Here is an 11,014-nt window from a genome sequence, read left to right as displayed (position 1 = left end):
AAGGCCCTCTCCCCGGTGGTGGGCGCCACGCACACCTCCGGTGCGGTGTTCAGCGAGATCAAGGACTGACACCTGCAAGCTCCCGTGTGGGCCCTGGCTGGTATTCCCGGCAGGGCCCACACGCGTGCAGGGCCTTGCGGCATGCTGGGTGCCATGACCACGAGCACGGAAGCTGCGGGTGCGGTCGGCGCGGCCCGGCCGATGCGGGCCGACGCTCGCCGCAACTACGCACGGCTGCTCGTCGAGGCACGCGCCGCGTTCGCGGAGCACGGCACGGACGCATCCCTGGAGGACATCGCCCGGCGCGCGGGCGTGGGCATCGGCACTCTCTACCGCCACTTCCCGAACCGCCACGCGCTGATGAACGCGGTCTTCCAGGACGCTCTGGCGTCCCTGCTGGAGCGCTCACGCCAACTGGCGTCGGCGGAGCAGCCCTGTGGGGCGCTGGTGGAGTGGCTGCGCGCGATCATCACCCACACCGGTGAGTACCGGGGTGTGGCGCGGGCGCTGATGTCCGCCTCGCTGTCCCAGTGCAGCGAGCCGCTGTGCGAGGCCGGAGCGGTGCTGCTGGCGCGGGCGCAGGGGGCGGGGGTGGTGCGGGCGGATGTCTCGATCGGTGACCTGATGCAGCTCACCAACGCGATCGCGCTCGCCGCGGAGCAGGCTCCGGAGGACCCTGCCCTCCCGGACCGCCTGCTCCGCCTGACCCTCCGCGGCCTCCGCCCATAGCGGCGCCTCGTTACACGGGGTGGCCGGGTTCCGCGGTGTTCCGCGCCCCGGTGCGTCACGGGGCGCGGGGTATCGCGGGGTTCCGCACCCCGTGTGGTGGGCCCGTGTGTCCGGCCTCAGCGCCGGCCAGGCTGGGTGCTGTCCCGCAGACGGCAGGCCCCCGGGGTGGTGGAAGCCGACCCGGCCCAACCCCACCACCACGGGGTGCGCCAACCCCGACCACTCCAGCCCGGCATGGGGTCCCCCCGGACGAAGTCCGGGGGAGTTTGAGGCCGGACACTCCGGCTCACAGATCGGGGTGCGGGAGATCGTGTAACCCGACCACCCCGTGCAACAGTGCCTCCACGGGGTGCGGCAACCCTGAAAACGCAGCCCGGCCGGCGCTGAGGGCAGACACTCCGACCCACCGTGCGGGGTGCGGAACACCTCGACACCCCGTACCCCGCCGGGAGGCTACCTTCTGCGAAGGTCTGCTACGCGGGCGGGCTGCTCCGCCAGCACCGCCGCCCTCAGCGCCGCACCGGCCCCCGCCCCCGGGTGCGTACGCCGCTGCCCCGGGAGGGGTACCTCATGGCGAGGGCGGGCGGGACCACCGCCTGCGCCGGCCACCGCGATCTGGACGCCCTGGTCGGCCAGGGCCTGGAGCTCCGTCGCCGCCCGGTCGTCGTGCGGCGGGGGCTCGTCGGTCACCAGACGGGTGATCACATCGGTCGGCACGGTCTGGAACATCGTGTCCGTACCCAGCTTGGTGTGGTCCGCGAGGACCACAACCTCCGCCGCCGCCTGCACCAGCGCCCGGTCGACGCTCGCCGACAGCATGTTGGACGTGGACAGACCCCGCTCGGCCGTGAGCCCGCTCCCGGAAAGAAAGGCCCGGGAGACCCGCAGTCCCTGGAGGGACTGCTCCGCCCCACTGCCGACCAGCGCATAGTTCGAGCCACGCAGGGTGCCCCCGGTCATGACGACCTCGACGCGGTTGGCGTGCGCCAGCGCTTGGGCGACCAGCAGCGAATTGGTCACCACGGTCAGCCCGGGGACCCGCGCGAGCCGGCGCGCCAGCTCCTGCGTGGTCGTACCGGCGCCGACCACGATGGCCTCGCCCTCTTCGACCAGGGCCGCGGCGGCGTCGGCGATCGCCGTCTTCTCCGCGGTCGCGAGATGGGATTTCTGCGGGAAGCCGGACTCTCGCGTGAATCCACCCGGCAGCACCGCACCGCCATGCCGGCGGTCGAGGAGTCCTTCTGCCTCAAGCGCGCGCACGTCCCGGCGTACGGTCACTTCGGAGGTCTGGACTACGCGGGCGAGCTCACGGAGCGACACGGCTCCATTGGCGCGCACCATTTCGAGGATCAATTGACGACGTTCTGCAGCGAACACGAAACTGACAGTAACCTGACCGGCCGATACTTTTCAGCGCTTTGCGCCGAATCGGCGAAGTTCCGTACAAGACGGACCCCACCGTGGTAAGGCGCCGCCACGCCCTGTCAGGAGTACGTCCCGCTTGGCCCGCGAATGCCCGCGTTATGCCTGGCCTGGGCTTCGCCGGCGCGTCACCTAGGCTTCAGCGCCCGCCTTGCGCGTGTGCAACTGTCGCGCGACTTCCGCGATCGAGCCCGAAAGGGAGGGGTACACGGTGAAAGCGTTTGCGATCTGTTCCACCGTCAGATTGTTGTCGACCGCGATCGAGATGGGGTGGATCAGTTCCGAGGCGCGCGGTGACACGACCACACCGCCGACCACGATCCCGGTGCCGGGACGGCAGAAGATCTTGACGAAACCGTCCCGGATGCCCTGCATCTTCGCGCGCGGGTTACGCAGCAGCGGCAGCTTGACGGCGCGGGCCTCGATCACACCGGTGTCCACGTCCGCCTGGGTGTAGCCGACGGTGGCGATCTCCGGGTCGGTGAAGACGTTCGACGAGACCGTCTTGAGGTTCAGCGGGGCGACCGCGTCGCCGAGGAAGTGGTACATCGCGATCCGGCCCTGCATCGCGGCGACCGAGGCCAGCGCGAAGACACCGGTGACGTCGCCGGCCGCGTACACACCGGGCGCGGAGGTGCGGGAGACCTTGTCGGTCCAGATGTGCCCGGACTCCTTGAGGCGCACCCCGGCATCCTCCAGGCCCATTCCGGCGGAGTTGGGGATCGCGCCGACGGCCATCAGGCAGTGCGTACCCGAGATGACCCGGCCGTCCGCGAGGGTCACCTCCACCCGGTCGCCCACCCGTTTGGCGGACTGGGCGCGGGAGCGTGCCATGACGTTCATGCCACGGCGCCGGAAGACGTCCTCCAGCACGGCCGCGGCGTCCGGGTCCTCGCCCGGGAGCACGCGGTCGCGGGAGGAGACGAGGGTGACCCGGGAGCCCAGCGCCTGGTACGCGCCCGCGAACTCGGCGCCCGTGACACCGGAACCCACCACGATCAGCTCCTCGGGGAGCTCGGTGAGGTCGTAGACCTGGGTCCAGTTCAGGATGCGCTCGCCGTCGGGCTGCGCGTCGGGGATCTCACGCGGGTGACCGCCGGTGGCGATCAGCACCGCGTCGGCCGTGAGGGTCTCCTCGGTGCCGTCCGCCGCCGTGACGATGACCTGGCGGGAGCCGTCGGTGGCCTGCCGGCCGTTGAGCTGGCCGCGACCGCGCATGACACGGGCACCCGCCCGGGTGACGGACGCGGTGATGTCGTGCGACTGGGCGAGCGCGAGGCGCTTGACCCGTCGGTTGACCTTGCCGAGGTCGACACCCACGATCCGCGCGGCCTGCTCGAGGTGCGGGGTGTCGTCGGCCACGATGATGCCGAGCTCCTCGTGGGAGGAGTCGAAATTGGTCATCACCTCGGCGGTGGCGATCAGGGTCTTCGATGGCACGCAGTCGGTGAGTACGGAGGCTCCGCCGAGGCCGTCGCTGTCGACGACGGTCACCTCCGCGCCGAGCTGGGCCGCCACCAGGGCCGCCTCGTATCCGCCGGGTCCGCCGCCGATGATCACGATCCGGGTCACTGGGGTTACGCCTCGCGCTCTCGCTCTGCCGGGTGTGCCGTCCCACCCATTGTCCCGCACGCTTCAAAGTGCTTCGCGCCGGGGCGCGTTTCGGACAGCCCGGAACGGCCACGCGCGTCGGAGACCCGGGCTCGGTACGTGATGCGGGCCATGGAGACAGGCCAACGGCGCTTCCCCTCCCGTACCCTCGACCTCATGTCGCTCTACGCCGCGTACGCCGGCAACCTCGACGCGCGGCTGATGACCCGCCGCGCCCCGCACTCCCCGCTGCGAGGCACGGGCTGGCTCAACGGCTGGCGGCTGACGTTCGGCGGCGAGCAGATGGGCTGGGAGGGAGCGCTGGCCACCCTCGTGGAGGCGCCGCGTTCCCAGATCTTCGTCGCGCTGTACGACATCGCGCCGCTGGACGAGGACTCGATGGACCGCTGGGAGGGGGTCGGGCTCGACATATACCGGCGGATGCGGGTGCGAGTGCACACTCTGGACGGCGAGGAAGCGGCCTGGGTCTATGTGCTGAACGGCTACGAGGGCGGGCTGCCCTCCGCGCGCTACCTGGGCGAGATCGCCGACGCCGCGGAGTCGGCGGGGGCGCCGCACGATTATGTGATGGAACTGCGCAAGCGGCCCTGTTAGTCAGCGCCGGTCGGCTTCGGTCGGCGCTTGCCAGGGCGTCTGCCGCGTCAGCAGGCCGAACGAGGCCTGGTCACGCTGAGTCAGGCCGGCTGCCGCCGGGGTGGGCACGCGGCTCCCCGTATCGGGCCGATAGGCCGTTCGTACATTCGACGGACTCAGCTCGCGGCGGTTCTTGTGGAAAGCGACGAGAAACCGGCCGGATATCTAGTGAGCATTGCCATCTACGCGCGTAGGGCAACTCGGGCTAGGCTTTGCTCGTGAACGTTTCTGTTACCCCGGATCCCCATGCCGCCGCCTCCGAGGCCGCTGCCCGCCTGCGTGAGCTCACGGGCGCCGAGACCCACGACGTCGCCCTGGTGATGGGCTCCGGCTGGGCGCCGGCCGTCGACGCCCTCGGCGCTCCCGAGGCCGAATTCCCGGTCACCGAGCTGCCTGGCTTCCCCCCGCCCGTCGTCGAGGGACACGGCGGCAAGATCCGCTCGTACAAGATCGGCGAGAAGCGCGCGCTGGTCTTCCTGGGCCGCACCCACTACTACGAGGGCCGCGGCGTGGCCGCCGTCGCCCACGGTGTCCGCACCGCCGTCGCGGCGGGCTGCAAGACCGTCGTCCTCACCAACGGCTGCGGCGGTCTGCGCGAGGGCATGCGCCCCGGTCAGCCCGTGCTGATCAGCGACCACATCAACCTGACGGCCGCGTCCCCGATCGTCGGCGCGAACTTCGTGGACCTGACCGACCTGTACTCGCCGCGGCTGCGGGCGCTGTGCAAGGAGGTGGACTCGACGCTGGAGGAGGGCGTGTACGTCCAGTTCCCCGGCCCGCACTACGAGACCCCGGCCGAGATCAACATGGTCCGCGTGATGGGCGGCGACCTCGTCGGCATGTCCACCGTGCTGGAGGCGATCGCGGCACGCGAGGCGGGCGCCGAGGTGCTCGGCATCTCCCTGGTGACCAACCTGGCCGCGGGCCTGTCGGGCGAGCCCCTCAACCACGAGGAGGTCCTCCAGGCGGGACGCGACTCGGCGGCACGTATGGGTGAGCTGCTGACGCGGGTTCTCTCCCGCATCTAGTCCGCTAGTCCCTCACGGCGCGGGGCGAGCTCTCGGGGTGCCGTGCCCGCGCCTGGTGGTGCCCGTTGTACCGGGTGCGGGCGCGCGGGTTCACCGTGCGTCCGCATCGCCGTTGCGGTGTCCGGACGCACCACGCGGGGCGCGGCGCACCGCGAGACCCGCACTCGGCACCGCACGGGGCGCGACGCGCGACGTCCCGCCCGCGGCCGGGGCAAAGCCCTGCTTGAACGGGTACCCCTCAGCCGTACGCACAACGACATCTCAGAGAGGCACTCACCGTGGCGCAGGACCTGATCGCCAGAGCACAGGCTTGGCTCGCCGAGGATCCCGACGGCGAGACCCGGGACGAGCTCAGCCGCCTCATCGAGGCCGGGGACACCACGGATCTGGAGGCGCGGTTCGCCGGGACGCTCCAGTTCGGGACGGCGGGGCTGCGCGGGGAGCTCGGGGCCGGGCCCATGCGGATGAACCGTGCCGTGGTCATCCGGGCCGCGGCAGGACTGGCCGCCTACCTGAAGGCTCAGGGCCACGCCGGCGGCCTCGTCGTCATCGGCTACGACGCCCGCTACAAGTCAGCGGACTTCGCCCTGGACACTGCCGCCGTGATGATCGGTGCCGGACTGCGTGCCGCGCTGCTTCCCAGGCCGCTGCCGACGCCGGTGCTCGCGTTCGCGATCAGGCATCTGGGGGCCGTCGCCGGTGTCGAGGTGACCGCCAGCCACAACCCGCCACGGGACAACGGCTACAAGGTCTACCTGGGCGACGGTTCGCAGATCGTGCCGCCCGCCGACGCCGGGATCGCCGAGCGGATCGACGCGGTGGGCAGCCTGCACGACGTGCCGCGGCCCGAGTCCGGCTGGGAGACGCTCGGGGACGAGGTCCTGGAGGCGTATCTGGCCCGTACGGACGCGGTGCTGAGCCCTGGCTCGTCGCGTACCGCCCACGTGGTCTACACGGCCATGCACGGCGTCGGCAAGGACGTGGTGCTGGCGGCCTGGGAGCGGGCCGGCTTCCCCGCGCCGGTTCTGGTGGAGGAGCAGGCGGAGCCCGATCCGGCTTTCCCGACGGTCTCGTTCCCGAACCCGGAGGAGCCGGGTGCGATGGACCTCGCCTTCGTGAAGGCGCGGGAGGTCGGACCGGACATCGTGATCGCCAACGACCCGGACGCCGACCGCTGCGCCGTCGCCGTCCCGGACGACGGCGCCGACGGCGGCTGGCGAATGCTGCGCGGTGACGAGGTGGGCGCGCTGCTGGCCGCGCACCTGGTCCACAAGGGCGTTTCCGCCGGGGACGAGCGGCACACCTTCGCCGAGTCGATCGTGTCGTCCTCGCTGCTCGGCCGGATCGCGGAGGCGGCCGGTCTCGGCTACGAGGAGACCCTGACCGGCTTCAAGTGGATCGCCCGTGTCGAGGGCCTGCGGTACGGCTACGAGGAGGCGCTGGGCTACTGCGTCGACCCCGAGGGCGTACGCGACAAGGACGGCATCACCGCCGCCCTGCTGGTCGCGGAGCTGGCCTCCGAGCTGAAGGCACACGACCGCGGCCTCTCCGACCTGCTGGACGACCTCGCCGTCGAGCACGGACTGCACGCCACCGACCAGCTCTCGGTCCGGGTCGAGGACCTTGGCATCATCGCGGACGCGATGCGCAGGCTGCGTGAGCAGCCGCCGGTGCTGCTGGCCGGGTTGCAGGTGGTCTCGGCGGAGGACCTGACCAAGGGCACCGCCCAACTGCCGCCCACGGACGGTCTGCGGTACTACCTGGAGGGCGAGTTCAAGGCCCGGGTGATCGTCCGCCCGAGCGGTACCGAGCCCAAGCTGAAGTGCTACCTGGAGGTCGTGGTCCCGGTCGCCGACGCGAGCGAGCTTTCCGCCGCTCGCGGTCGTGCCGCCGACGTCCTGGGAGCGATCAAGGCGGACCTGGCGGCTGCCGCCGGTATCTGACGCCCGGGTAGGGGCGGGGGCATCACCACGGACATGGTCCTGCCCCTCCGGCAGATCGGGGAACACCAGCCGCCGTGACGCCCGGTACCCCGCCGGCGCAGGCCTCGCCGACCTGGCGAAACGCCCTGCTGCACAGGCAGGTACGGAGCCACGGCGGAGCACGGGAGGCGGCCGCGGCGCTCGGCGGGGATCCCAAGCGGTGCTCCCCCGTGCCGGGCAACGGAAGGCGCCCTCCTGCGGGTGAATCCCGTACGGCAGTTGACGCAGCCGCCCGTGCCCGGCACGGCAGCGCGGGTGAAGGTGACCACGGCATCACGACCGCCGAACCACCGGAGCAGCCGCAGTGCCCCCGACCGCGACGACGCACCAGCACACCGTGCCCGCCTCCCGCCGCCCGCTGGCCACGGGAAGCGGCGGCGCACCGGGCGGCGCGCGGCGGCGGGTCCCGCTGAGCTTGCGCAAGGCAGCCCCCGCGCTGCTCGGATACGTGGTGGTCCGGCTGTTCGTGCTGCTCGTGCTGGCTCGCTGGGCCCATGTCCAGGGCCGCGGTCTGTGGCCCACGCTCGCCGCCACCTGGGACTCGCGCTGGTACGTGGGCATCGCGGATCACGGCTACCAGCAGGAGCTCGGCACCGCGCTGGACTCCAACAACCTGGCGTTCTTCCCGCTCTACCCCGTGCTGGTGAAGGCCGTCGCCGCGGTGACGCCCGGCACCCACGCCTCCGTCGCGCTGGCGATCGCCGTGGTGGCGTCTCTGGTCGCCGCGTGGGGCGTCTTCGCCGTCGGCGACCTGCTGCACGGGCGGCGCACCGGGACCGTACTCGCCGTGCTGTGGGCCGCGACGCCTGTCGGGGTCGTCCAGTGGATGGGCTACACCGAGTCGCTGTTCACCGCCTGCACCGCCTGGGCCTTCTACACGGGGCTCAGGAACCGCTGGCTGTGGGCGGGCTCCCTCGCGGCGCTGGCCGGGCTGACCCGGCCGACCGGGATCGCGGTGGCCGCCGCCGTGGTCCTGGCGGGCCTGGTGGCGTACGCACGCTCCCGGGACCGGCGGGCACTGGCCGGCGCGCTGCTCGCACCCCTGGGATGGGCCGGCTATGTCGGCTGGGTAGGGCTCCGGATCGGCCGCTGGGACGGGTACTTCGCCGTGCAGAAGCTGTGGCGCAACGAGTGGGACGGCGGCCGTGAGACGCTCCGGCAACTGCGCCGGCAGCTCGCCGAGGATGCGACGCCCACGCTGTACCTGGTCCTGGTGTCGTTCATCCTCCTCCTGTCCGTCGGCTTGTTCCTGCTCTGTCTGGCGGACCGCCAGCCGCTCCTGCTGCTGGTCTTCTCGGGCGTGCTGCTGGCCGTCGTCCTCGGCAGCGGGGGCGTCTACTTCCCCCGGGCGCGGTTCCTCATGCCCGCGTTTCCCCTCCTGCTGCCCATCGCCCTGGCGGTGGGCAGGGCTCGACGTGCCGTCGTAGCCCTGGTGCTGGGCGGTGCGGTGCTCTCGTCGGCGTGGTTCGGCGCGTATCTGCTGCTGGTGTGGTCCGGACCACCGTGACGCGGCCGGATTCGGCTACCCCGGTTCGGGCCGGGCGGGAAGGGCGCCGGTGGCCGCGCTGGGGTGCGGGCACGGCGGGCAGGGCGTGCCCGGGCAGACCTACTCGCCCGGGCAGCGGATGCGCCCCGGCGGTGTGGTCGGCCCACGGGCCTACGGGCGGCGGTCCGTGCCCCGCCCGTGGCTCTCCCACGACGCGCCCATCTGACCGTCACCCCGCGCGCCTCCGGTGCGGTGGCTATGGGTCCCTCCCCCGCTGAAGCCGGGGATACCCATGCAGGATCAGGCGATGGCGAGCAGCACCACGAGCAGGATCGCGCCTACGAGCGCAGGGGCTATGACCTCATACGCCCAGCGCACCTGAGCTTCGCCCTGCGCGCCTGGCCGGGAGGCGCAGCGCTCGCTCATCTCGCGCAGGTCCCTGACCGTCTGGTCGGCGGGCGCCAGCCGTGACTCCGTGTCCTTGACGTCAGCGGTCACCCGGGTGCGCCCGTGCGGATCCTCGGCAGCGGCCCTGGCCTGCCTGCGGGCAGCTCGCTTGCGCCTTCCCAGCGACACCGGCACGGCCCACATCTGGTACTTGGCGCCCTGTTGTGTGAAGACCTCGCTGGAATACCCGGATCTGACGTCGGCGACCGCTGCCCACGGGAGCGTGATCGTGCGGAACGGGTTCCTGATCCGGAGCCGGTCGTCATTGGCGAACACCGCGGGCCTCAGCGTGAACGAGACGATCAGCGGCACGGCGAGCAGCAGCGCCGCGATCGCCAGCCAGGGCGCCTGGCCCTGGCCGCGCAGCAGCGCCTCGCCGCCTATCCAGGCGGCCATCGCGAGCATCAGCGCACCGCAGACCATCGCGGCGGCGGACCGGAAGACGCGATCGGCGTACGCCGGCTCGACGTGCTGCTGCTCGGGGCCCTGGCCTGGGCTGGAGGTCGTCATGCCATCGATTCTGCCTCACCCGTCCAGGGCTCGGGAAAGCCTGTGGACAACTATCCGACCAGCCTGGACGACGGTCCGGAACACGGCCGGGAGTCACCCCGGGAACCACGGCGGGGAGATGCGGGGAGCGACTGCGCCGGAGAAGGGAGGCGCAGGCCGAATCGGCCCGGGACTGTACAGTCGCTACGCGCGTAGATATGCTCCCCTGGTGACCATGCCCACCATTGCACCCGCGTTCGCTGACGTGACCTCGTCCGACAGTGCACTGCGCCGCTTCCTGCACGGGCTGCCCGGTGTCGACGCCGTCGGCCTGGAAGCGCGCGCCGCGTCTCTCGGCACCCGCTCCATCAAGACGACGGCCAAGGCGTACGCCATCGACCTGGCCATCTCGATGATCGACCTGACGACGCTGGAAGGCGCGGACACCCCGGGCAAGGTCCGGGCGCTCGCCGCCAAGGCCGTCAACCCCGATCCGACCGACCGTACGACCCCGAAGACGGCCGCCGTCTGCGTCTATCCCGACATGGTGGCCACCGCCAAGGCCGCCATCGGCGGGGCAGGCGTCAAGGTCGCCTCGGTCGCCACCGCCTTCCCCGCAGGCCGTGCGGCCCTTGACGTGAAGCTCGCGGACACCCGCGACGCCGTCGCCGCCGGGGCCGACGAGATCGACATGGTGATCGACCGCGGAGCCTTCCTCGCGGGCAGGTACATGAAGGTCTTCGAGGAGATCCGGGCGGTCAAGGAGGCCTCGGGCGCCGCCCGCCTCAAGGTCATCTTCGAGACCGGCGAGCTCTCCACGTACGACAACATCCGCCGCGCCTCCTGGCTCGGCATGATGGCCGGGGCCGACTTCATCAAGACCTCCACCGGGAAGGTCGCCGTCAACGCCACCCCGGCGAACACCCTGCTCATGCTGGAAGCCGTCCGCGACTTCCGCGCGCAGACGGGTGTGCAGGTGGGCGTGAAGCCCGCCGGAGGCATTCGCACCAGCAAGGACGCGATCAAGTTCCTGGTGCTGGTCAACGAGACCGCCGGCGCGGACTGGCTGGACAACCACTGGTTCCGCTTCGGCGCCTCAAGCCTGCTGAACGATCTGCTGATGCAGCGCCAGAAGCTGGCGACCGGCCGTTACTCCGGCCCCGACTACGTGACGGTGGACTGAGCGA

9 protein-coding genes are annotated in these 11,014 nt (G+C 71.6%); 6 read left to right on the top strand and 3 right to left on the bottom strand.

All coding sequences use genetic code 11. The annotated features are described in order from the left end of the window. Nucleotides 1-153: 153 nt before the first annotated feature. The gene (locus tag ACFWI9_RS10140) at nt 154-729 is read left to right on the top strand and encodes a TetR/AcrR family transcriptional regulator (protein WP_387160449.1); all 576 of its coding nucleotides are present in this window, start codon (nt 154-156) and stop codon (nt 727-729) included. Between the two features lie 453 nt (nt 730-1,182). Here the strand turns inward: ACFWI9_RS10140 and ACFWI9_RS10135 are convergent, their stop codons facing one another. Next, nucleotides 1,183-2,106, bottom strand: a complete 924-nt coding sequence (locus tag ACFWI9_RS10135; protein WP_387160447.1) for a DeoR/GlpR family DNA-binding transcription regulator — start codon at nt 2,104-2,106, stop codon at nt 1,183-1,185. A gap of 177 nt (nt 2,107-2,283) precedes the next feature. Beyond that, on the bottom strand, nt 2,284-3,723 hold the full coding sequence (locus ACFWI9_RS10130) for an NAD(P)H-quinone dehydrogenase (RefSeq protein ID WP_387160445.1): 1,440 nt from the start codon (nt 3,721-3,723) through the stop codon (nt 2,284-2,286). 195 nt (nt 3,724-3,918) lie between these two features. Between ACFWI9_RS10130 and ACFWI9_RS10125 the strand changes: the two genes are divergently transcribed. From ACFWI9_RS10125 to ACFWI9_RS10110, 4 genes are all read left to right on the top strand, one after another. Further along, entirely contained in the window at nt 3,919-4,356 is a 438-nt protein-coding gene (locus ACFWI9_RS10125) for a gamma-glutamylcyclotransferase (RefSeq protein ID WP_387160443.1), read from the top strand. A 257-nt stretch (nt 4,357-4,613) separates the two neighbouring features. Next, entirely contained in the window at nt 4,614-5,423 is an 810-nt protein-coding gene (locus ACFWI9_RS10120; protein WP_387160441.1) for a purine-nucleoside phosphorylase, read from the top strand. Between the two features lie 278 nt (nt 5,424-5,701). Continuing rightward, the gene (locus tag ACFWI9_RS10115; RefSeq protein ID WP_387160439.1) at nt 5,702-7,366 is read left to right on the top strand and encodes a phospho-sugar mutase; all 1,665 of its coding nucleotides are present in this window, start codon (nt 5,702-5,704) and stop codon (nt 7,364-7,366) included. 343 nt (nt 7,367-7,709) lie between these two features. Beyond that, nucleotides 7,710-8,912, top strand: a complete 1,203-nt coding sequence (locus tag ACFWI9_RS10110; RefSeq protein ID WP_387160437.1) for a glycosyltransferase 87 family protein — start codon at nt 7,710-7,712, stop codon at nt 8,910-8,912. 279 nt (nt 8,913-9,191) lie between these two features. Here the strand turns inward: ACFWI9_RS10110 and ACFWI9_RS10105 are convergent, their stop codons facing one another. Further along, entirely contained in the window at nt 9,192-9,848 is a 657-nt protein-coding gene (locus ACFWI9_RS10105) for a PH domain-containing protein (RefSeq protein ID WP_387160436.1), read from the bottom strand. 214 nt (nt 9,849-10,062) lie between these two features. Here ACFWI9_RS10105 and deoC point away from each other — a divergent pair, with 214 nt between their 5' ends. Continuing rightward, entirely contained in the window at nt 10,063-11,010 is a 948-nt protein-coding gene (gene deoC, locus ACFWI9_RS10100; RefSeq protein ID WP_387160434.1) for a deoxyribose-phosphate aldolase, read from the top strand. Nucleotides 11,011-11,014 lie beyond the last annotated feature (4 nt).

The sequence above is a fragment of the Streptomyces sp. NPDC127084 genome (genome assembly GCF_042724175.1).
Lineage (GTDB): Bacteria > Actinomycetota > Actinomycetes > Streptomycetales > Streptomycetaceae > Streptomyces.
This window is presented reverse-complemented; position numbering and strand designations above follow the sequence as displayed.

Bases quoted from the DNA above. Each gene is read 5' to 3' on its own strand.
- ACFWI9_RS10140 (WP_387160449.1), top strand. From the start codon at position 154: ATGACCACGAGCACGGAAGCTGCGGGTGCGGTCGGCGCGGCCCGGCCG.
- ACFWI9_RS10125 (WP_387160443.1), top strand. From the start codon at position 3,919: ATGTCGCTCTACGCCGCGTACGCCGGCAACCTCGACGCGCGGCTGATG.
- ACFWI9_RS10105 (WP_387160436.1), bottom strand. From the start codon at position 9,848: ATGACGACCTCCAGCCCAGGCCAGGGCCCCGAGCAGCAGCACGTCGAG.
- deoC (WP_387160434.1), top strand. From the start codon at position 10,063: ATGCCCACCATTGCACCCGCGTTCGCTGACGTGACCTCGTCCGACAGT.